The following is a 19,993-nucleotide window of genomic DNA, read 5'->3' as shown; positions in this document are numbered from 1 at the left end:
ACCGGAGGAAGCTATGTCTGCCGTACCGATTCGTGAAGCGCTGGTTCCGCTGTTGAGTGACGTTGCCACTCGCAGCGCTGATTTCGAGCATCAGCGCCATATTTCTGAGGATGTGATCGCCCGCTTCAAACAGGTCGGCGTTTACCGCGCGCTGGTGCCGAAAATGTACGGCGGCGACGAATGCTCCCCGGCTGAGTTCTGCGAACTGGTCGAGCAAATCGCCACCGCAGACGGGTCGGCTGGCTGGGTCGCCAGCTTCGGCATGAGCCCGTTTTATCTCGGCGCATTGCCGCCGGACACCCTGAAAGAACTCTATCGCGACGGCCCGGACGTGGTGTTTGCCGGGGGCATCTTCCCGACGCAAAAAGCGCAGCAGGCTGACGGCGGCTATCGCGTCAGCGGACGCTGGAGCTTTGCCAGCGGCAGCATGGGCGCTTCGGTATTAGGCGTCGGCATTCTGCCCGACGGCGAACAAGCTTTGCCGCGTATGGCGGTGTTGCCGCGTGAAAATGTACATATCGACCCGGTGTGGGACACCGTGGGCCTCGCCGGAACCGGCAGCCATGATCTGGTGGTCAACGACGCTTTTGTGCCACACGAATGGACCTTTATTCGCGGCGGTGCGCTGAATCTGGAAGGGCCGCTGTACCGCTATCCGGTGCTGTCGCTGGCGACACAGGTGCTGTCCGTCGTCGCCCTTGGCGTGGCCCGGGCAGCACTGAATGAAATTTACGCCATCGCCCATCGTCAGCAGTCCGTCACCGGCGCCCCGCGTCTGGCCGACAGACCGCAGGCGCAGATGCAAATCGCCCACTGCGAAGCTGAATTGCGCTCCGCCCGGGCCTGGTTTTACGACGCCATCGACGACGTCTGGCAAAAACTGCTGGCGGGGGAAGATGCGAGCTGCGAACAGATTAACGCGCTGCGTCTTTCATCGACGCACGTCACCCGCGTTTCCGCCGAGGTGGCACGCCAGGCGCTGGCCCTCAACGGCATGGGCGGCGTGACCATGACCAGCCCGCTGCAACGCTACGTGCGCGATACGATGGTGATTACCCAACATGCCTTTATGGGCGACCTCTCGTACCTCAATGCCGGTACGGTCTTCTTTGGTGGCAAACCGCTGCCGGGTTACTTGTGATTTTTGAAAGGAGCAACAGATGAGCCAGTCAACAACCTTACGCGTGCTGTTTTGCATCGGCGTGAACCAGAACTTTTTCGATGCCAGTCCGGCGGAAGCCAAACAAGTGTGGGGCGCATTCGGTGTGATGATGAAAGGCATTGATGAAACGCCGGGCATCACCGTCATCGGCAATATGGACGACGACCAACTGATGGTTGGCCCGTCCACCACCGCACCGTGGACCACCTACGTGTTAGCCGACGCCGAGCGTCTGGAAAACGTCGCTGCCGTCTGCAACCTGTTCCGCACCACCCCGGTGGGCGATGGCGGTAGCAAGCTGTGGAAGTACTGCAAAATCGAGGCCCGCGTAGGCCGCGAACTGATCATCCAGAACTGACGGAGCTGACGATGAACGCCCAGGATGCGCTGCGGTTGCAGCAGCTCGAAGACTATCAGGCGGCGCGGGTCTGCATCAGCGATTACATGCGTTTATGCGACCAGCTCGATACCCCGGAAACGGTGCAGGCGATTGGCGCGCTGTTCAGCGTGGATGCCTGCTGGGAGGGCGTTGGTGAACCCTACGCCACGCGCCTCGGGCGGCATTTTGGGCGCGACGCCGTCGTGAAAATGATGGCGGGCTACGTGCGGCAACCGGCGCATTTTGCGATGAACGCGCACTTCCTCTGTTCCGAAGCGCTGTGGCATGAACCGAACGGCACACTGCGCGGCCGCTGGCTGATGCTGCAAACTTCGGCATTTACCGCAGGCGGTGCGCATCTCAACGCCGCAGAGCTCAATGTCAATTTTGTGCGCGAGGCGGGCGAGATGGTGATGCGCCATTTCACCACCCGCAACCTGTTCAGCCGCCCGGTAGACCACTGGCACGCGGCGGATGCCTTACCGGTTCCTGATAAAAACAAAGATGTGCAGGAGAATGGACATGCAATGTGATCACATCATCAATGTGAAGAATATCGATCCCGCAACGCCACCGACGCTGACGAGCGCGGAGATTGCGGCGTTGGTGAAATCCGACCGGGTACACACTTCGCTTTACACCTCAGAAGAACTGTTCCAGCTCGAACTGGACCGCATCTTCAGCAAAACCTGGGTATGGGTGGCGCACGCCAGCGAAATCCCGGACACCGGCAGCTTTAAAACCACGGAAATCGGCACTCAGCCGGTGATTGTGGTCCGCGATCGCAAAGGCACGGTGCACACCTTACTCAACCGCTGCCGCCACCGCGCTGCCACGGTGTGCGAACACCGCAGTGGCAAAACCAACAGTTTTGTCTGCCCGTATCACGGTTGGGGTTACGCGCTGGACGGCAGCCTGCGCGGCGTGCCGCATCCGGAAAGCTACGCTGACCAGCTGGAAAAAGGCGAACTGGGACTGGTATCGCTACGCACCGAACAGTACGCCGGAATGATTTTCGCCACCTTTAATGAGCAGATTGAACCGCTGGAAGACTTCCTCGGGGTTGCCAAAAAGTGGATGGACCTGTTCATGAAGCAGGGAGCGGGGTATCCGATTAAAACCGGGCCTGCGCACCGTTTTCGCTTCCCCGGCAACTGGAAGATTCAGCTCGAAAACACCACCGACGGCTATCACTTCCCGGTGGTTCACCGTTCGTTTTTAAGCTCGGTCGATAAGCAAACCGAAGAAATGCTCAACTTTGTCGATGGCAGCGGCTACGTCGAAGATTTGGGCAACGGCCACAGCGTGATGGTGATGATCCCGGAACTGGTGGATTTAGATGCCAATCTCGACGCGCCAATCCCTGAACGCTTCACTGAACTGGCCGACGCACTACGCGCCGATCACGACGAAGAGCAGGTCAGACGCATTGTGCGTGCCGTCGGCGGCTCCGGGTTTAACCTCAACATTTTCCCGAATATCGCCTGTTCGATGGCCTTCTTCCGCGTACTGCAACCGGTATCGGTGCAGGAAACTGAAATTCACCATGCGGTGATAACCATGGACGGCGGGCCGGACATTGCCAACCAGGCGCGGTTGCGCCTGCATGAACATTTCCAGGGGCCGATGGGCTTCGGCACGCCGGATGACTCCGAGGCGTGGGAGCGCGTACAGCGCGGGGCCACCGCGGGTGATGACCTGTGGATCATGCTCAACCGCGGGCTGGCGGGGGAATACCGTTCCGACGACGGACTGCGCAGCGACGTCAGCGCCGAAACCGGGATGCGTGCGGCCTACCAGCAGTGGAAAAAATTGATGACGGAGACGGAACAATGATGACCCCAGATTCTGCCCTGTTTACCGCGATGGCGGTGGTCAATCTTGAAGGCGATTTGCTCGACCAGGGCGAATTCAATACCTGGCTGTCGCTGTGGCAGCCGGACGGCCTGTACGTGGTGCCGATTGACCCGCAGGAAACCGATTTTAAAAATACCCTGAACTACGCCTGCGACGATCACCACATGCGCGAAAAACGGGTGAAGCGCCTCTACAGCGGGGAGTCCATTTCCACCACGCCACGCGCCAGAACCCTGCGCACGCTGTCGCGCTTTCGGGTGCTGGAAGCGACCGACGACCAGATTGTGGTGCGCGGGGCGCAATCCCTGTGGGAGCACCGCAAAGGCCACAGTCGCCATTACGCGGCGGACATCACCTGGCAGCTGCAACGCCACGGCCAAAGCTGGCTGATTGAGCAGAAGGTTATCCGTCTGGTGAACAGCGATGATGTGCTGCACTGCATCGGCTACATCCTTTAAGGAGCGCGTTATGACCCAAACCGTATTAGTCACCGGCGCCGCCGCCGGACTGGGCAACGTCATTGCCACGCATTTGCTGGCGCAAGGTTTCCAGGTGGTGATGACCGACGTTGATGCCGCCCGCGTGCAGCAGGCCGCTGACCGGATCGATAACGGGCAGGGCAAGGTGCTGGCGCTGGCGCTGGACATTCGTCAGCCGCAGGATTTTGCGCAGGCGCTGAAGGCGACGATCGACCGCTTTGGCAGCCTCGAGGTGCTGGTCAACAACGCTGCGCTGACTCTGGCGACGCCGGTGATGGACATTGAAGTCGACGAGTTCGACCGGGTGATGACCACCAATCTGCGCGGCACGTTTGTCGGCTGTCAGACTCTGGGCCGCTACTTCGCCAGCCGTGGCTACGGGCGAATCATCAATCTGGCCTCGCTCGCTGGACAAAACGGCGGCACCGCTTCGGGCGCGCATTACGCGGCGTCGAAGGGCGGCATTCTGACCCTGACCAAAATTTTCGCCCGCGAGCTGAGCAAATCCGGCGTGACGGTGAACGCCATCGCGCCGGGTCCGATGGATTCCCCGGCGGTACACGCCATCGTCCCGGAAGAGAAAATGGCGGGGCTGTTGCAGATGATCCCGGTGGGCACCCTCGGCGATGCGGAGTTTGTCGCGCAGGCCGTGGCGTTGCTGGCTTCACCGCAGGCGTCGTTTGTCACCGGGGCAACCTGGGACATCAACGGCGGCCTGTTCATGCGTTGAGGAGCAAAACATGCTGACACTTCAGATTATCCGGCGAGAGTTGCAGGGCGAGGTGGTTCTGCTGACGCTGGCCCATGCGGACGGAATCGCGCTGCCCGCGTTCAGCGCGGGGGCGCATATCGACCTGCATCTGACCGGGGATCTCATTCGGCCTTACTCGCTGTGCGGTGACCCCCAGGACCGCCAGCATTATCAGCTCGGCATTCTCAAAGACGGCAATTCACAGGGCGGTTCGCTGGCGGTGCATGCCCTGCGCGAAGGCGACACGATAACCGTCAGCGAACCGCGCAATCTGTTCACCCTTGATGAAAGCGCCGGGCACAGCCTGTTGATCGGCGGTGGGATTGGCATCACGCCGATGCTGGCGATGGCTGCCGAACTGCACGCCGCCGGACGCTCGTTCACGCTGCACTACTGCGCCCGGTCGCGCGACCAGGCAGCGTTTGTAGCGCAGCTGGAAAGCGCCCGCTACGCCGGACGGGTGCATCTGCATTTTAGCGACCAGCAGCGCCTGAACCTGGACGCGGTGCTGAGTGATGTGCCGCCGAATACGCATGTCTACGTTTGCGGCCCGACGCGGCTGATGGACGCGGTCAACGACGGGGCGAAACGCCAGGGCTATGCGGCAGAAAACGTCCATCAGGAGTGTTTCAGCGCCGAGGTGCAAACTGGCGGTGCGGCGTTTGACGTGGTGGCGGCTACCAGCGGGATAACCGTTCAGGTGCTGGAAGACCAGACCATCGTGGAAGCGCTGGCGCAGGCGGGGCTGAAGGTGAATGTCTCCTGCAAACAGGGCATTTGCGGCAGCTGCCTGACCGATGTGTTGGAGGGCGAGCCGGACCATCGCGACAGCTATCTCACCGACGAAGAAAAGGCCGACGGCGACCAGATTTTGTTGTGCTGTTCCCGGTCGAAGTGCGGCCGCCTGGTTATCGACTTGTAAGGAATATCCCATGACTCTGCAAACTGAATTTCGTAACGCAATGGCTCAGTTGGGGAGCGCGGTGTCGGTTATCACCACCGACGGCCCGGCGGGTAAATTTGGCTTCACGGCGTCTGCCGTGTGTAGCGTGACCGACCAGCCGCCAACCCTGCTGGTGTGCATGAACCGCAACTCCTTCGCTCATGAGCATTTCAAACGCAATGGCACGCTGTGCGTGAACGTGTTATCGAGCGAGCACCAGGCGCTATCGGGTGTGTTTGCTAATGCCAGCCTGCGCTCGGAGGAACGTTTTGGGCATGACAACTGGCAGGTGTTGAGCAGCGGCGCGCCGGTGCTGAGTTCAGCGGTGGCCTGCTTCGACTGCCTGATTGCCGACTGTCACGAAGTGGGCAGCCACTCGGTCTTTTACTGTCAGGTGCAGGCGATCCGCACCAGCGAGCAGCCGCGCGGACTGGTCTGGTTCAATCGTCGTTACCATGCCATCGGGCACGACGTCGAGGCGTAAACCCACTCCTTCCGATAAAAAGGGCAACGCGTGATGAGCAATGTGGCAACCGAAAATAACGTAACCGCCGGGGCCGTACCCCAGGATGCGCAGCAGATGCGCAAACTGGTGCTGGCCTCGGTGTTGGGCAATGCGCTCGAATGGTATGACTTTTTCCTGTACGGCACCGCGGCGGCGCTGGTGTTTGGCCCGCTGTTCTTCCCGGTCGACGGCGATCCGTTGCAGGGCACGCTGCTGGCGTTTTCCGGCTTTGCGGTCGGCTTTCTGGCCCGTCCGCTGGGCGGGATCGCTTTTGGTCATATCGGTGATCGCTACAGCCGCAAAATGACCCTGATCATGACCTTAACGCTGATGGGCGCGACGACGTTCGTGATTGGCCTGCTGCCGGTCTATTCGCAGGTTGGCATCTGGGCACCCATTTCGCTGATTACGCTGCGCTTCTTGCAGGGCGTGGCCTCGGGCGGTGAGTGGGGCGGCGGGGTGTTGATGCTCAGCGAAAGCGCGCCCGCGTCACGCCGTGGTTTTTATACCGCCTGGAGTCAGATGGGCGTCTCCGGTGGTTTCGTGCTGTCGGCCTTCGCCTTTTATCTGGTGCAACAACTGCCGGAAGCGGATTTTATGCGCTGGGGCTGGCGCGTGCCGTTCTTGCTGAGCATCGTCATCTTTTTAGTTGGCGTGTATATCCGCAAAAACATCCGTGAGAGCAAAGCCTTTGCGCAGGCCAAACCGGAAGACAAACACGAAAAAATCCCGCTGATTACCTTGATGCGCGATCACCCGAAAGCGCTGTTGCAGGCGATTGCCCTGCGGCTGCCGGAAAACGGCGCGTCCTATATTTTCTTCACCTTTTCGGTGGTGTACGCCAAACACATCGGCATTGGCACCGGGGAAATCATCAGCGCCGTGACGCTGGCGATGCTGGTGGAGTTCTTCTCGATTCTGTTCTGGGGGGCGTTGTCGGATCGCATCGGGCTGAAGCCGGTTTATTACATCGGTGTGATTGGCCTGCTGGTGATGGCGTTTCCGTTCTTCTGGCTGCTTTCCACCGGCAACTACGGCTGGGTGATGCTGGCGATGATGCTCGGTTTACCGGTGTGTCACGGGGCGATGATCGGCACCCAGCCCTGCATCATGAGCGACCTGTTCCCGGTGCGGGTGCGCTATTCCGGACTGGCGCTCGGGCATGAAGTCGGGTCGATATTTTCCGGCGGCCTGGGGCCGATGCTGGCGGTGGCGCTGTTAATGGAATTTAACGCCTCCTGGCCGGTGTCGTTACTGCTGGTGGCGTACGCATTACTGGCCTGGGTGGCGCTGCGAAGCCTGCCGTCGGGCCGACAAAATACCAATACAGGAGTGAATAATGAGCATCACCGTTGAGTCCATCGCCTGCTGGCTGGTGGATATTCCGACCATTCGCCCGCACAAGCTGTCGATGACTACCATGGGCTGTCAGACCCTGACCATCGTGCGCATGACCTGCGCGCAGGGAGTGGGCTGGGGCGAAGCCACCACCATCGGCGGATTGAGTTATGGCTCAGAAAGCCCGGAGTCGATTAAGTCAGCGATTGAAACCTATCTCTCGCCGTTGCTGTGCGGGCAGACGTTCAGCGGCGTGGCAGCACTCGCCGCGAAAATGAACGCCAGCGTGAAGGGTAATACCTTTGCGAAATCGGCCCTCGAAACTGCGTTCCTCGATGTGCAGGGGAAAATGCTCGGCCTGCCGGTCAGTGCGCTGCTCGGCGGGGCGTTAACCGAACGTCTGCCGGTGCTGTGGACGCTGGCGAGTGGTGACACCGATAAGGATATTGACGAGGGAAAACGCTTGCTGGCAGAAGGGCGGCACGACACCTTCAAACTGAAAATTGGCGCCCGCGAGCTGAAAACCGATATCCGTCACGCGCTGGCGATTAAAGCCGCTCTCGGCGATGAGGTCAGCATTCGGGTAGACGTCAATCAGGCGTGGGACGTGACCACCGCCATCAAAGGCATGACTGAACTGCAGGCGGGCGGCATCGACCTGGTCGAACAGCCAATCCCGCTGTGGGATCAACGCGGGTTAATCACGCTCAGCCAGCGCTTTGCCGTGCCGATCCTGGCCGATGAAGCGGTGGCGACGGCACATGACGGCTACGCCCTGGCGAGCGGCGGTTTCACCGGCGCTTATGCGCTGAAAATCGCCAAAGCGGGCGGACCGGTGCAGGCGCTGAAACTGGCGCAGATTGCGCAGGCCGCCGGGGTGGCGTTGTACGGCGGCACCCTGCTCGAAGGTACGCTCGGCACCGTGGCCTCTTTACACGCCTGGTCGACGGTAAACATGCAGTGGGGCACCGAGATGTTCGGCCCGCTGCTGCTGAAAGACGACATCGTGGTGCGCCCGCTCGATTTCAGTCACGGACAGGTCACGCTGCCGCAGGGAGCCGGCCTGGGTGTGGACATCGATACCGATAAACTTCGCCATTACGCCAGAGCATAAAGGACATCAGCATGCTTTTTAAAGTTGAAATGCAGGTCAACATTCCGTCGTCGTTACCAAAAGCGCAGGCGGATGAAATCAAAGCCAAAGAGAAAGCCTATTCCCAGCAATTACAGCGCGACGGCAAGTGGCCGCACATCTGGCGCGTGGTGGGTCAGTACGCCAACGTCAGCATTTTTGACGTGGCGGACAACCAGGAGCTGCACACCATTCTGACGGCGCTGCCGCTCTATCCGTACATGGAGATCAGCGTGCAGCCGCTGTGTGAACACCCGTCGTCGATTCATAACGAGCAGTAATTACACAACGAAAACAACCCTTACCCTACAAGAGGAAGTTGCAATGTCAGTCAATCCGGCAAAACAAACAGAACTGGAAACGTTACTCGCCATCAGCAGCGGCTTGAATTCAGCGCAGGGCAGCGAGCGGTTTAAAGCCATCATGCATCAGGTACTCGGCGACCTGTGCCAGACCATCAAAAAGTTCGATATTACCGACGAGGAGTTCTGGCTGGCGGTGAACTATCTCAACGAATTGGGTGAACGCAAAGAGGCGGCGCTGCTGGCGGCGGGCCTGGGGCTGGAACACTATCTGGATATGCGCGCCGATGAAAAAGAGGCCGCCGCCGGAAATGAAACCGGCACGCCGCGCACCATCGAAGGGCCACTGTATGTGGCCAATGCGCCGCTGAGCAAAGGTTTTGCGCGCATGGATGACGGCAGTGAAAAAGCCGAAGCCATGTGGCTGCACGGGCAGGTGACCGATATTAACGGCCAGCCGGTGGCGGGCGCGGTGGTCGATATCTGGCACGCGAATACGATGGGCGGCTACTCGTTCTTCGACCCGTCGCAAAGCGAATACAACTTACGCCGTCGCGTTGAAACCGGGGCAGACGGGCGCTATGCGGTACGCAGCATCGTGCCGTGTGGCTATGGCTGCCCGCCGGATGGCCCGACGCAAAAACTGCTGAACGGATTAGGCCGTCACGGTAATCGTCCGGCGCACGTGCATTTCTTCGTTTCCGCACCGGGCTTTAAGCATCTGACGACCCAAATTAACCTCAACGGTGACGAATATTTGTGGGATGACTTTGCCTTTGCGACCCGCGAAGAGCTGATTGCGGACCCGGTAAAAATCAACGACCAAAGTCTGGCGCAGCAGCGCGATCTTCCTGCCCCGCATACTGAAGTGAGTTTTGATTTCTCGCTGGTGGCGACCCATGAAAGCAGCGAAGAGGAAAGAGTGAAACGCGCACGCGTGAAGGAATAAGGAAAAAGGCAGGGCAGTTTTCTCAGGCTGCCCTGCTACCCAGCGTTACAGGGCACGAATCTCTTTCGAGCGCAACGTTACCCGCACCGGCACCGATTTATACGATGGCGTGCCGCTGTCTTCATCACGATAACTGAGTGGAATCAGCACGTTGGCTTCCGGGTAATACGCCCCGACCGAGCCAGAGGCGATGCTGTATGCCACCACGGTGATATCTTCCAGCCGCTGATGACTGTCGGGCAACGCGGTGGAAATATCCACCCGGTCGCCGTGTTCCAGCCCCAGCTGCGCCATGTCATCCTCGTTCATAAACAGCACATCACGACGGCCAAACACGCCGCGATAGCGGTCGTCCAGCGCATAAATGGTGGTGTTGTACTGATCGTGACTGCGCAGGGTGATCATCCGTAAAGTGTTGTCGCCTTCGCCTTTGGCGTTTTCATCCACGCCGTGGAATACCGAAAACATTGCTTTGCCAGTCGCCGTCGGCCACACGCGCTCCGTGGGCGGCAATGGCATGCGGAAACCGCCCGGCACGCGAATACGCGCGTTGTAATCGGTGAAGCCCGGTAAGGTTTGTTCAATCAACGTGCGGATCCGGTCATAATCGGCGACTAAATCTGTCCACGCCACTTTGGTGTTCGGCAGCGTCGCTTTGGCCATGCCCGCGACGATCGCTGGTTCGGAAAGCAGCAGCGAGGACGCCGGTTTCAGCTTGCCGGAAGAGGCATGAACCATCGACATCGAATCTTCCACGGTAATCGACTGCCTGCCGCTCTGCTGCATATCCAGCTCGGTACGGCCCAGGCACGGGAAAATAAACGTCTCGTTGGCGACCAGCAAATGGGTGCGGTTGAGCTTGGTGCCGACGTGAACGCTGAGGTCGAGCTTTTGCATCGCCGGGAAAGCCTGCTCGTGATCGGGCATCGCCACGGCAAAGTTGCCGCCGAGACAAATCATCGCTTTAGAAACGCCGTCAATCATCGCCTGCGTCGCCGCCACAGCATCGTGACCGTGTTTCGCCGGCGGCACAAAACCAAACACCTCTTCAATTTTTGACAGGAACGCGGCGGTCGGCTTTTCAGTGATGCCGACCGTGCGGTTGCCCTGCACGTTAGAGTGCCCGCGCAACGGACAAATACCTGCGCCGGGCTTGCCGATATTGCCGCGCATCAGCAGTAAATCAGCAATAAGACGGACGTTGGCGGTGCCTTTATTGTGCTGAGTGACGCCCATGCCGTAGGTAATGATGGTGGCGTTAGATTTGGCGTAGGCGATAGCGACGCTTTCCAGGTCGGCACGTGTCAGCCCCGATTCCTGTTCGATGGACTCCCATGAGGTCGCGTTAATATCCGCGGAAAACGCGGTAAAGCCTTCGGTGTGCGCGGCAATAAATTCACCGTCCAGCACGTTACCGCGCGCGGCTTCAAAGGCGAGCAAATGTTTGGCGATGCCTTTTAACGCGGCCGCGTCGCCGCCTGCTTTAACCTGAAAATAGGTCGAGGCGATATCGGTTGAGCTGTAGGTTGCCATTTCGACCACGCTTTGCGGATCGGCAAAACGTTCCAGCGCGCGCTCGCGCAGCGGGTTAAAGACGATAATCGGCACGCCGCGACGGGCCAGTTCGTGCAGGGTGCCCATCATGCGCGGGTGGTTGGTGCCCGGATTATGGCCGATGGACAGCACCAGCTCGGTTTTCTCAAAATCATCGAGCGAGACCGTGCCTTTCCCGATGCCAATAGAACGCGGCAGGCCGGTGCTGGTGGCTTCGTGGCACATATTGGAACAGTCGGGGAAATTATTGGTGCCCAGTTCACGGGCGAAAAGCTGGAATAAATAAGCCGCTTCGTTCGAGGCGCGACCGGAGGTGTAAAACTCGACTTCATCCGGGGCCAGCCCGCGGAGAATTTCGCCTATGCGCGCAAAGGCCGATTCCCATTCCACCGGGCGCAGGGTGTCACTGGCTTTGTCGTACACCAGAGGATGGGTTAAACGGCCATAGCCTTCCAGTTCGAAATCACTTTTCGCCAGCAGCGAGGCCACGGTATTGGCCGCCAGAAACTCCGGCGTGACACGTTTGTTGGTGGCTTCCCAGGTCACGGCCTTCGCGCCGTTCTCGCAAAACTGGAAGGTTGATTTGTGTTCTTTATCCGGCCACGCGCAGCCCGGACAATCAAACCCATCCGGCTGGTTGGTACGCAGCAGCGTGGAGGGCGCGTCAAAGGTATCCATTTGCGTGCGCACGGCAATCGCCGTGGCTTTCAATGCTCCCCAGCCGCCAGCAGGCCCCTCATAGTGTCTGATCCCGGGTACTGCGCGTCGTTTGTTACTCATATGGGCTCCTGCCGGGTGGTTTACTGGAACAATTCTACACTGCTGGCATTAACGGTCTAACTACAAAAGAGGAACAAATTGTGAGGATTCACTTTATCTTGCAGGGCTTTTCAGCCTTAATACAAAGGCTATGCTGCAAATGATGACACACGCAGCCAGCAAGACCATGCTCTGAAGACCGATGACAGCTAATATCTGCCCCCCGGCAAGTGCACCGGTGCCAATCGCTGCATTGAAAATTGCAACGTAAATGGCTGACGCTGGCTGTGCCGCATTTCCCGCATTACGCAGCAGCCATGTCTGCAATCCAACGAATACAATTGCCATACTCCCGCCCCATATAGAGAGCAGCATACCTGTGAACCACAGAGGAAGTGATGCAAAGCTCTTCATACCAAGCACCCCAAGCGCAACAGCACTGAGGAACAGTGAAGTCAAAATCAGTACTTTGATATGTCGGTCAATCAACTTGCCGGCAATGATATTCCCCATCAGTCCGGACAGCCCTGAAATCAACAACAGGCCAGACATGGATGCCATCGGGATACCCCTGGTTTTTGTCAGCAGGGGTTCGAGGTAAGTAAATGCCGCAAAGTGCGCTGAAATAATGCAGGCGGTGGCAGCATACAGAGAGAGGAGCACTGGATTTTTAATGATGCTACGGTAAACACTTGGCCTCATTGGCTGAGGAGCCGCCAGTGTGGGCAGCGTCCAGAATAAAGCGCATGCGGTGGCCAATGACAACAGTGAAATCGCTGTAAACGCATGGCGCCATCCGGCCATGTCTGCAATAAAGCTGGACAGCGGCACACCCAAAACGCTGGCAGCCGAAACACCGCCAAAGATGATTGACGTGGCCAATCCGAGTTTACCTGTCGGAACAAGCTGTATGGCTACGGTGCCAATTAATGCCCAGAAAGCACCGTGTGCCAGTGCGCCTGCTATACGCGCAGTCATAAATGCATGCATTGTGTGAGACTGCGACGCGAGAAGACAGGAGAGAGCCAGAATCAACATTAGTGCAACCAGCAGACCCTTACGGGATATTCGTGCTGGCATTGTGCCGGACAGAAAAGCGGCCAAAGCGGCAACCCAGCCGTAAGCGGTAACGACAAGACCCGCACCAGATTCAGTCTGATTTAGATCCTTCGCTAACATGCTCAGCATGCCAACAGGGGCAAGTTCGCTGGTCACAATCGTAAACGCACTGATCCCGAGCGCTGTTACTGCCACCCAGGCGCGTGCGGGCACCGAGCTTACCTGTAAAATGGTGTCGTTCATGTCATAAATACTCTTGATAGATACTGGGAGAAATGTGTGAAGAATGTTTCGTGGACCGGGTCCAGCTTCGTACGCCTTTTATTCCTCGGCGTGTAACGTTCTTTGACGCTTTTGCTCTGAGCAAATAATCAGGCCGGGCGTTATAAAACTCTGATCGAATGCGGATACATCGGGGGATGTCGCTAGATTGCGCGTTTGCATGTCTATCTCCTTGTTTGGGACTGCAGTATCATCCGGCTAAATAAGATAAAACAGACCCGAAAACGGAGATCCGTTTTCCATAAATGGAAAAACATGAAAGCAGATTTTAACTGGGACGACGTGCGGATATTTTTGGCAATCGCCCGCATCGGTACGCTGAGTGGCGCCGCAGAAACCCTGGGTATGGGCATTGCTACCCTCTCAAGAAAGCTGGATCGCTTTGAGAAATCGCTGGGAATACCTCTGTTCAGCAGGCATCAGAACGGCTATCGACTAACGGATGATGGCGAGGCTCTTCTGGAGCGGGCTGAGGCGCTCGAATATGCGGGGCTTGCCTTAGGTGAGTCGGCAAAATTGCAGGGTAACGTTGCCGGAATTGTCCGGCTTGCGACTTCGGACAATCTGGCCACCCATTTTATTTTGCCTTCGCTAAAGGATATTCTGGAAAAATATCCCGATCTGCGTGTGGAGGTGCTCAGCGGTGTGCAGTCGGTAAATCTGCATCGGAGAGACGCAGATTTAGCAATACGCATGGTCAAACCTGACAGCGGGAATCTGACATTGAAGCGTCTCGGAACGGTAGGGTTTGGATTATACGGCGCCGATGCATATTTGAATTTATTGGATGATGGCCTCGCCGGATTATCTCTAAGTAACGCTCAGTATGTGGGCTGGTCGGAATCTCACCAGCACTTGCCTGCTGCACAATGGGTAACACGGATACTTCGCGGCAGGCCATGTAGAGTGGAAGCAAACTCTCTCGTAACACAGTTATCAGCTGTTTCAGCAGGCCTTGGTTTGGGTGTTTTACCGCACTTTATGGCAAGGAAAAACGGCCTGTATTGCGTTAATCCAGATATCTCTGTGGATCAGACATTATGGCTGGTTATGCACTCTGACTTAGCCGCCTCGCGGCGAGTCCGAGTGGTCGCAGACCATTTAATTGCCTTATTTGATGAGGTTAAAGATCAACTGACGCTGCCATGATCATTTTATTATGACTTCCAGGCCTGTTTGAATGACTACACAGGTCAGCGTTTTTGGTCGTTCGCATTACATGAATACTTAGCGTTCAAGTGCAGCGAGGATGACGGTTTCCATTTTCTCTGGGGTGGTAAACGGTGCAAAACGCTTGAGCGGTTTGCCGTCGCGTCCGATCAGGAACTTTGTGAAGTTCCATTTGATTCGCCCACCCAGCACGCCGGGCAATTCGTCTTTCAGGTAACGAAACACCGGATGTGTACCGGCGCCGTTGACCTCCACTTTCTCGAACATCGGGAAGCTTACACCGTAGTTGATGTGACAGGTCTGCGCGATTTCGTCGGCGTCGCCGGGTTCCTGTTTGCCAAACTGGTTGCAGGGGAAGCCAAGCACCACCAGACCCTGGGAGGCGTATTTCTTGTAGAGCGCTTCGAGGCCTGCGTATTGTGGCGTAAATCCACAATGGCTGGCGGTATTAACCACCAGAACAAGCGTGCCCGCATAGTCAGCCATAGAGACGGACTCTCCACGCAGGCTGGTGGCAGTCAGTTGATGAAAGGTGGTCATGTCGGGATCCTCGAAGAAGAATCAGTTTTTCGTCGATAGTGCCAGTCAGCGCTTTACACGACGGTGGTGCTCAACCTTACATCCATGCCCTCTAAAACGCCCATAAAAAAATCCACGCCGAAGCGTGGAATTTCTCGAGTCACGACCAAAGCAAAGCTTAGACGTTGAACAGGAAGTTCATTACGTCACCATCTTTAACGATGTAGTCTTTGCCTTCTGCGCGCATTTTACCGGCTTCTTTGGCACCTTGCTCACCCTTGTAGGTGATGAAGTCTTCAAAGGCGATAGTCTGTGCGCGGATGAAGCCTTTTTCGAAGTCGGTGTGGATTTTACCCGCAGCCTGTGGGGCGGTAGCGCCGACAGGGATGGTCCACGCGCGAACTTCTTTCACGCCAGCGGTGAAGTAGGTTTGCAGGTTAAGCAGTTCGTAACCGGCGCGGATAACGCGGTTCAGACCCGGTTCTTCGATGCCCAGCTCCGCCATGAATTCGTCACGGTCAGCGTCGTCCAGTTCGGCGATGTCGGATTCGACTGCGGCGCACACGGCAACCACCACAGAACCTTCGGCGTCGGCGATTTTACGCACCTGGTCGAGGTAAGGGTTGTTTTCGAAACCGTCTTCGTTGACGTTCGCGATGTACATGGTTGGCTTCAGGGTCAGGAAGCTCAGGTATTTGATGGCGGCTTTATCTTCTTCAGACAGATCCAGCGCGCGCAGCATACCGGCGTTTTCCAGCTGCGGCAGGCATTTTTCCAGTGCGGCCAGTTCAGCTTTCGCGTCTTTGTCGCCGCCTTTCGCGCGTTTCTGTACGCGGTGGATAGCACGTTCGCAGGTATCGAGGTCTGACAGTGCCAGCTCGGTATTGATAACATCAATATCATCAGCCGGATCGACTTTGTTATTCACGTGGATGATGTTGTCGTTTTCAAAGCAGCGCACCACGTGGCCGATAGCTTCGGTTTCACGGATGTTGGTCAGAAATTGGTTTCCCAGGCCTTCGCCTTTGGACGCGCCTTTCACCAGACCGGCGATGTCGACGAATTCCATGGTGGTCGGCAGAATACGCTGCGGCTTGACGATTTCAGCCAGTGCATCCAGACGCGGATCGGGCATCGGCACGACACCGGTGTTCGGCTCGATGGTACAGAACGGGAAGTTGGCCGCTTCGATACCGGCTTTGGTGAGCGCGTTGAACAGGGTGGATTTGCCGACGTTAGGCAGGCCGACGATACCGCATTTAAATCCCATGATGTAAATCACCTTAATCTTTGGTAATCAACCTGTTACGTTGAACAGATTGCAGAAAAGTAAACAACTTCGCCTATTATACACGGCGCGGGGCAAAATTGCCGCCTGCCGGGTGTTATTGTGCTTTAAAAGCGTGTAAGCGGTTGGTCGCTTTGGTCAGCCCGTCTTTCAGCCAGACCTCGGTGCAGCGCGCCGCTTCGTCAACCGCTTCGTCTATCAGCTTCTGCTCTGACATCGGTGGCTTGCCCAGAACAAAACCGACAACTTTGTTTTTATCGCCCGGATGACCGATTCCCACGCGTAAACGGTGAAAATTAGGGTTATTACCGAGTTTGCTGATGATGTCCTTAAGACCGTTATGACCGCCGTGGCCGCCGCCGAGTTTGAACTTCGCCACGCCGGGTGGCAGATCCAGCTCGTCATGGGCGACCAGAATTTCGTCCGGCGCGATGCGGAAAAAGGTCGCCATCGCGGCAACGGATTTACCGCTGAGGTTCATGAAGGTGGTCGGCACCAGCAGGCGTACATCTTCGCCCGCCAGGTTGATGCGCGAGGTATAACCAAAGAATTTACTTTCTTCGCGCAGTGGGGCGCGGCAGCGGTCGGCCAGTAAATCCACATACCAGGCCCCGGCGTTATGACGGGTAGCGGCATATTCAGCCCCTGGATTGGCAAGGCCGACAATCAGTTTAATCGTCACGTTTTTATTCCTGAGTGCGTCGATATCTGGCGCGTAGTGTACTGTAATCGCTGCGGGAGACAAAATTCTGCAAGCCAGACGGGATGAGGGAAGTTGTTGCGGTGCTGAACCATTAGAAATTCATATAGTTCAGACTGTTATTTGTAAAGTTTTGTTGCCCACATGTTCGTAATTGTGATCGCATACGCACTAACAGGCAAAAGTGTTGTCTATACTTTACACACAAGGACCAGGGATATTCCCTGTCAACCCAAAGTTCCGGAGGTGACATATGAAACGCAGAAACGCTTCGCGACTCGGTAATGTGCTCATGGGTTTAGGGTTAACTGTCATGGTCGTTGGAGTTGGTTACTCTATTTTAAACCAGCTTCCGCAACTTGATCTGCCGCAATACTTTGCGCACGGCGCAGTGCTCAGCATCTTCCTCGGTGCAGTCCTTTGGCTGGCGGGGGCTCGCGTCAGCGGCCACGAGCAGGTGAGCGACAGATATTGGTGGGTGCGCCACTATGATAAACGCTGTCGTCGGGACAGCCATCGCCACAGCTAAGACCTGGATTTTTCAGCAAAACGGCTCCTGAGAGAGCCGTTTTCATTTATGCGTTCAGGGCGCAGGGCGCGTAAACATCCGCACCGGGCTGCCGTGATAAATGACGTCAAGCTGGAACTGAAATCCAAAACGTTCGGCGAGATGCACGGAACGCTGATTCTCTTCATCAATAATGCAGCATAGCGGTGCGCCGAGTTCACGGTCTGCCCATTGCAGCATCGCCTCTAACGCTTCTTTGGCATAACCCATGCCGTGCACCGCCGGGATAAGCGCCCAACCTGCTTCAGGGCAGTCCAGCGCCGGAGTAAGATTACGCTTCGCTTCCTGCAAACCAAACGAACCGATATAGCGCCCGCTTTGTTTCTCAAACGCCGCCCAGTAACCGTAGCCCAGCACCTGCCAGTGGCCGATATAGCGCAGTAATCGGCTCCAGCTGACCTCCGCACTTTGCGGTTCCCCGCCAATAAATTTCACCACCTGCGGATCGGCCCAGAAGGCCGCCAGGTCGTCAAAATCATCAACGGTAAAATGGCGTAAAACTAGCCGTTCCGTTTCCAGACGCGGGGCGTGAGTGAGCATTGTCTTCCTTATTGGTTGGTCATTTGATTATCGCGTTGGTCCGCCAGTGCCGCATCGCGGTCCGGGTAGAACGCCAGTCGGCCGGGGATCGGCTTGACGCCTGCGCGGGCCAGGGTGCGCAGCGGCTGAAACTCAAGATTCGAGACCCGCAATTCACATCCTTCCGGCAGTTTACTGACAAAGCGCTGGAACGCTTCCAGGCCGCCTGCATCCAGGACCGGCACGGCGTCCCACTTTAAGACCACAATGCGCTTACCATCAATTCGCGATTCAAGGTCTGTGAACACGCTTTCGGCGGCGGCGAAAAACAGAGGACCGATCACCCGAATCACCAGCACGTCATCCGGCACGGTAACATTCACTGGCGCAAGGTGCGTCATTCTGGCAATCCGGCGCATGAATAACAAAGATGCCAGCACGATGCCGACGCTGATAGCGATCACCATATCAAACAGCACCGTAAGTGACATACAAATCAGCATCACCACGATGTCATCACCAGGTGCCCGGCGCAGCAAATAAACGACTTTGTGCGCTTCGCTCATGTTCCACGCCACCATCAGCAGCAGGGCGGCCATTGCGGAAAGCGGAAGCCAGGAAAGCAGCGGTGCCAGCACCAGCAGCGCCATGATCACCAGTACCGCGTGGATGACCGCCGCCATTGGCGAGGTGGCCCCAGCGCGAACGTTGGCGGCAGAACGGGCAATGGCGGCGGTGGCGGTGATGCCGCCAAAGAATGGCGCAATCATGTTGCCGAGGCCCTGACCGATCAGCTCATTATTGGCCTTGTGGCGGGTGCCGGTCATACCGTCCAACACGACTGCGCAGAGCAGGGATTCAATCGCCCCGAGCATCGCCATCGAAAACGCGGCGGGCAGCAGCGCCTGCAGAGAATCCCAGCTCAGGGTGAAGTCGGAATCGGGCATCTTCCACGGCAGCACCAGCTGCGGCAAAAGCTGCGGGATCCCGTTGCCTTGCGTACCGTCGCCCAGAACATAGTGGAACTGCGAGCCGATGGTCGCTACGTGTCCACCCAGCATATTCACGATACCCATTACCGCGCAGCCTGCCAGCAGCGCCGGTAAATGCCCCGGTAATCGAATGCCCAGACGTGGCCAGAAAATCAGAATAGCCAGCGTCACCACGCCAATGGCGGCATCGCCCGGGTTTAGCGTCGGCAGGGCCATCACCAGCGCGCCCACTTTCTGCCAGTAATGTTCCGGCATATGCGTTAACGACAGGCCGAAGAAATCTTTTATCTGCATGGTGGCGATGGTGATGCCAATCCCGGAGGTAAAGCCAAGCGTCACCGAGATCGGAATATATTCAATCAGGCGGCCAAAACGGGCGAGGCCGAACAGCACCAGGAAGACGCCGGAAAGTAGCGTCGCCACCAGTAATCCCGCGAGGCCGAACTGTTGGGACACCGGGTAGAGGATCACCACAAATGCGGCCGTCGGGCCGGAGACGCTGAAACGAGAACCGCCAGTCAGGGCAATAATTATCCCGGCGACCGCCGACGTATAAAGGCCGTACTGCGGCGCAACGCCGCTGCCAATCGCCAGCGCCATTGCCAGCGGAATAGCAATAATACCGACGGTTATCCCGGCTACCAGATCGCGGGTAAATCGGTTAACGGTGTATTTTTCTTTCCAGCAGGCGTCGATAAGGGCGCGAAACGGCAAGATATCTGCGAGTGTGGCTTTGTTCACAGTGGTCTTCATCCATGAGCGCATCATTTGTCAGAGGAGAACAAA

At 57.4% G+C, this 19,993-nt stretch carries 21 protein-coding genes; 14 read left to right on the top strand and 7 right to left on the bottom strand.

Going from position 1 to position 19,993, the window contains the following annotated elements; genetic code table 11:
- The first annotated feature begins 13 nt into the window (after nucleotides 1-13).
- From MUU51_RS04250 to catA, 12 genes are all read left to right on the top strand, one after another.
- Nucleotides 14-1,141: an acyl-CoA dehydrogenase family protein gene (locus MUU51_RS04250; protein WP_258967179.1), complete on the top strand. Its 1,128-nt coding sequence runs from the start codon at nucleotides 14-16 to the stop codon at nucleotides 1,139-1,141.
- 19 nt (nucleotides 1,142-1,160) lie between these two features.
- The gene (locus MUU51_RS04245) at nucleotides 1,161-1,520 is read left to right on the top strand and encodes an IacB protein (RefSeq protein ID WP_110508711.1); all 360 of its coding nucleotides are present in this window, start codon (nucleotides 1,161-1,163) and stop codon (nucleotides 1,518-1,520) included.
- Between the two features lie 11 nt (nucleotides 1,521-1,531).
- Entirely contained in the window at nucleotides 1,532-2,074 is a 543-nt protein-coding gene (locus MUU51_RS04240; protein WP_258967178.1) for a nuclear transport factor 2 family protein, read from the top strand.
- Nucleotides 2,064-3,377, top strand: coding sequence for an aromatic ring-hydroxylating oxygenase subunit alpha (locus MUU51_RS04235; protein ID WP_159767496.1), 1,314 nt, complete (start codon nucleotides 2,064-2,066; stop codon nucleotides 3,375-3,377). The genes MUU51_RS04240 and MUU51_RS04235 overlap by 11 nt, the downstream gene beginning before the upstream one ends.
- Nucleotides 3,377-3,856 (top strand): aromatic-ring-hydroxylating dioxygenase subunit beta, encoded by a 480-nt coding sequence (locus MUU51_RS04230; protein WP_309582914.1) that lies wholly within the window; start codon nucleotides 3,377-3,379, stop codon nucleotides 3,854-3,856. Before MUU51_RS04235 ends, MUU51_RS04230 begins: the two co-directional genes overlap by 1 nt.
- A gap of 10 nt (nucleotides 3,857-3,866) precedes the next feature.
- On the top strand, nucleotides 3,867-4,607 hold the full coding sequence (locus MUU51_RS04225; RefSeq protein WP_258967176.1) for an SDR family NAD(P)-dependent oxidoreductase: 741 nt from the start codon (nucleotides 3,867-3,869) through the stop codon (nucleotides 4,605-4,607).
- Between the two features lie 10 nt (nucleotides 4,608-4,617).
- Complete coding sequence (locus tag MUU51_RS04220; RefSeq protein ID WP_258967175.1) at nucleotides 4,618-5,550, top strand: PDR/VanB family oxidoreductase; 933 nt, start codon at nucleotides 4,618-4,620, stop codon at nucleotides 5,548-5,550.
- Between the two features lie 10 nt (nucleotides 5,551-5,560).
- Nucleotides 5,561-6,055 carry a flavin reductase gene (locus MUU51_RS04215; protein WP_258967174.1) on the top strand — a complete coding sequence of 165 codons (495 nt, stop codon included), beginning with the start codon at nucleotides 5,561-5,563 and terminating at the stop codon, nucleotides 6,053-6,055.
- A 96-nt stretch (nucleotides 6,056-6,151) separates the two neighbouring features.
- On the top strand, nucleotides 6,152-7,432 hold the full coding sequence (locus MUU51_RS04210) for an MFS transporter (protein WP_374684785.1): 1,281 nt from the start codon (nucleotides 6,152-6,154) through the stop codon (nucleotides 7,430-7,432).
- Nucleotides 7,416-8,528, top strand: a complete 1,113-nt coding sequence (locus MUU51_RS04205; RefSeq protein WP_258967172.1) for a muconate cycloisomerase family protein — start codon at nucleotides 7,416-7,418, stop codon at nucleotides 8,526-8,528. Before MUU51_RS04210 ends, MUU51_RS04205 begins: the two co-directional genes overlap by 17 nt.
- An 11-nt stretch (nucleotides 8,529-8,539) precedes the next feature.
- A complete protein-coding gene (gene catC, locus MUU51_RS04200) occupies nucleotides 8,540-8,827 on the top strand; it encodes a muconolactone Delta-isomerase (RefSeq protein ID WP_159767514.1) in 288 nt (95 codons plus the stop codon).
- Nucleotides 8,828-8,870: 43 nt separating this feature from the next.
- Nucleotides 8,871-9,797, top strand: coding sequence for a catechol 1,2-dioxygenase (gene catA, locus MUU51_RS04195; RefSeq protein ID WP_258967171.1), 927 nt, complete (start codon nucleotides 8,871-8,873; stop codon nucleotides 9,795-9,797).
- A 45-nt stretch (nucleotides 9,798-9,842) separates the two neighbouring features.
- On the opposite strand, the gene MUU51_RS04190 is transcribed toward catA, so the two are convergent.
- On the bottom strand, nucleotides 9,843-12,131 hold the full coding sequence (locus MUU51_RS04190; protein WP_258967170.1) for an FdhF/YdeP family oxidoreductase: 2,289 nt from the start codon (nucleotides 12,129-12,131) through the stop codon (nucleotides 9,843-9,845).
- A gap of 93 nt (nucleotides 12,132-12,224) precedes the next feature.
- Nucleotides 12,225-13,412: an MFS transporter gene (locus MUU51_RS04185; RefSeq protein WP_258967169.1), complete on the bottom strand. Its 1,188-nt coding sequence runs from the start codon at nucleotides 13,410-13,412 to the stop codon at nucleotides 12,225-12,227.
- 294 nt (nucleotides 13,413-13,706) lie between these two features.
- Between MUU51_RS04185 and MUU51_RS04180 the strand changes: the two genes are divergently transcribed.
- Nucleotides 13,707-14,600 carry a LysR family transcriptional regulator gene (locus tag MUU51_RS04180; RefSeq protein WP_258967168.1) on the top strand — a complete coding sequence of 298 codons (894 nt, stop codon included), beginning with the start codon at nucleotides 13,707-13,709 and terminating at the stop codon, nucleotides 14,598-14,600.
- A 78-nt stretch (nucleotides 14,601-14,678) separates the two neighbouring features.
- On the opposite strand, the gene MUU51_RS04175 is transcribed toward MUU51_RS04180, so the two are convergent.
- The 3 genes from MUU51_RS04175 to pth form a co-directional block, all read right to left on the bottom strand.
- The gene (locus tag MUU51_RS04175) at nucleotides 14,679-15,161 is read right to left on the bottom strand and encodes a glutathione peroxidase (RefSeq protein ID WP_159767529.1); all 483 of its coding nucleotides are present in this window, start codon (nucleotides 15,159-15,161) and stop codon (nucleotides 14,679-14,681) included.
- 157 nt (nucleotides 15,162-15,318) lie between these two features.
- Nucleotides 15,319-16,410, bottom strand: coding sequence for a redox-regulated ATPase YchF (gene ychF, locus MUU51_RS04170; protein WP_159767532.1), 1,092 nt, complete (start codon nucleotides 16,408-16,410; stop codon nucleotides 15,319-15,321).
- A gap of 115 nt (nucleotides 16,411-16,525) precedes the next feature.
- On the bottom strand, nucleotides 16,526-17,110 hold the full coding sequence (gene pth, locus MUU51_RS04165) for an aminoacyl-tRNA hydrolase (protein WP_110508678.1): 585 nt from the start codon (nucleotides 17,108-17,110) through the stop codon (nucleotides 16,526-16,528).
- Between the two features lie 271 nt (nucleotides 17,111-17,381).
- Between pth and ychH the strand changes: the two genes are divergently transcribed.
- Nucleotides 17,382-17,657, top strand: coding sequence for a stress-induced protein YchH (gene ychH / locus MUU51_RS04160; RefSeq protein ID WP_110508676.1), 276 nt, complete (start codon nucleotides 17,382-17,384; stop codon nucleotides 17,655-17,657).
- Nucleotides 17,658-17,711: 54 nt separating this feature from the next.
- Here the strand turns inward: ychH and MUU51_RS04155 are convergent, their stop codons facing one another.
- Nucleotides 17,712-18,236 (bottom strand): GNAT family N-acetyltransferase, encoded by a 525-nt coding sequence (locus tag MUU51_RS04155; protein ID WP_159767535.1) that lies wholly within the window; start codon nucleotides 18,234-18,236, stop codon nucleotides 17,712-17,714.
- 8 nt (nucleotides 18,237-18,244) lie between these two features.
- Nucleotides 18,245-19,948: a C4-dicarboxylic acid transporter DauA gene (dauA, locus tag MUU51_RS04150; RefSeq protein WP_258967167.1), complete on the bottom strand. Its 1,704-nt coding sequence runs from the start codon at nucleotides 19,946-19,948 to the stop codon at nucleotides 18,245-18,247.
- Between the last annotated feature and the right edge of the window lie 45 nt (nucleotides 19,949-19,993).

The organism is Scandinavium manionii (assembly GCF_024764775.1).
Taxonomy (GTDB): Bacteria; Pseudomonadota; Gammaproteobacteria; order Enterobacterales; family Enterobacteriaceae; genus Scandinavium; species Scandinavium manionii.
This window is presented reverse-complemented; position numbering and strand designations above follow the sequence as displayed.

Coding starts and splice junctions, on each gene's coding strand:
- MUU51_RS04250 (WP_258967179.1), top strand. CDS start 14: ATGTCTGCCGTACCGATTCGTGAAGCGCTGGTTCCGCTGTTGAGTGAC.
- MUU51_RS04245 (WP_110508711.1), top strand. CDS start 1,161: ATGAGCCAGTCAACAACCTTACGCGTGCTGTTTTGCATCGGCGTGAAC.
- MUU51_RS04240 (WP_258967178.1), top strand. CDS start 1,532: ATGAACGCCCAGGATGCGCTGCGGTTGCAGCAGCTCGAAGACTATCAG.
- MUU51_RS04235 (WP_159767496.1), top strand. CDS start 2,064: ATGCAATGTGATCACATCATCAATGTGAAGAATATCGATCCCGCAACG.
- MUU51_RS04230 (WP_309582914.1), top strand. CDS start 3,377: ATGACCCCAGATTCTGCCCTGTTTACCGCGATGGCGGTGGTCAATCTT.
- MUU51_RS04225 (WP_258967176.1), top strand. CDS start 3,867: ATGACCCAAACCGTATTAGTCACCGGCGCCGCCGCCGGACTGGGCAAC.
- MUU51_RS04220 (WP_258967175.1), top strand. CDS start 4,618: ATGCTGACACTTCAGATTATCCGGCGAGAGTTGCAGGGCGAGGTGGTT.
- MUU51_RS04215 (WP_258967174.1), top strand. CDS start 5,561: ATGACTCTGCAAACTGAATTTCGTAACGCAATGGCTCAGTTGGGGAGC.
- MUU51_RS04210 (WP_374684785.1), top strand. CDS start 6,152: ATGCGCAAACTGGTGCTGGCCTCGGTGTTGGGCAATGCGCTCGAATGG.
- MUU51_RS04205 (WP_258967172.1), top strand. CDS start 7,416: ATGAGCATCACCGTTGAGTCCATCGCCTGCTGGCTGGTGGATATTCCG.
- catC (WP_159767514.1), top strand. CDS start 8,540: ATGCTTTTTAAAGTTGAAATGCAGGTCAACATTCCGTCGTCGTTACCA.
- catA (WP_258967171.1), top strand. CDS start 8,871: ATGTCAGTCAATCCGGCAAAACAAACAGAACTGGAAACGTTACTCGCC.
- MUU51_RS04190 (WP_258967170.1), bottom strand. CDS start 12,131: ATGAGTAACAAACGACGCGCAGTACCCGGGATCAGACACTATGAGGGG.
- MUU51_RS04185 (WP_258967169.1), bottom strand. CDS start 13,412: ATGAACGACACCATTTTACAGGTAAGCTCGGTGCCCGCACGCGCCTGG.
- MUU51_RS04180 (WP_258967168.1), top strand. CDS start 13,707: ATGAAAGCAGATTTTAACTGGGACGACGTGCGGATATTTTTGGCAATC.
- MUU51_RS04175 (WP_159767529.1), bottom strand. CDS start 15,161: ATGACCACCTTTCATCAACTGACTGCCACCAGCCTGCGTGGAGAGTCC.
- ychF (WP_159767532.1), bottom strand. CDS start 16,410: ATGGGATTTAAATGCGGTATCGTCGGCCTGCCTAACGTCGGCAAATCC.
- ychH (WP_110508676.1), top strand. CDS start 17,382: ATGAAACGCAGAAACGCTTCGCGACTCGGTAATGTGCTCATGGGTTTA.
- MUU51_RS04155 (WP_159767535.1), bottom strand. CDS start 18,236: ATGCTCACTCACGCCCCGCGTCTGGAAACGGAACGGCTAGTTTTACGC.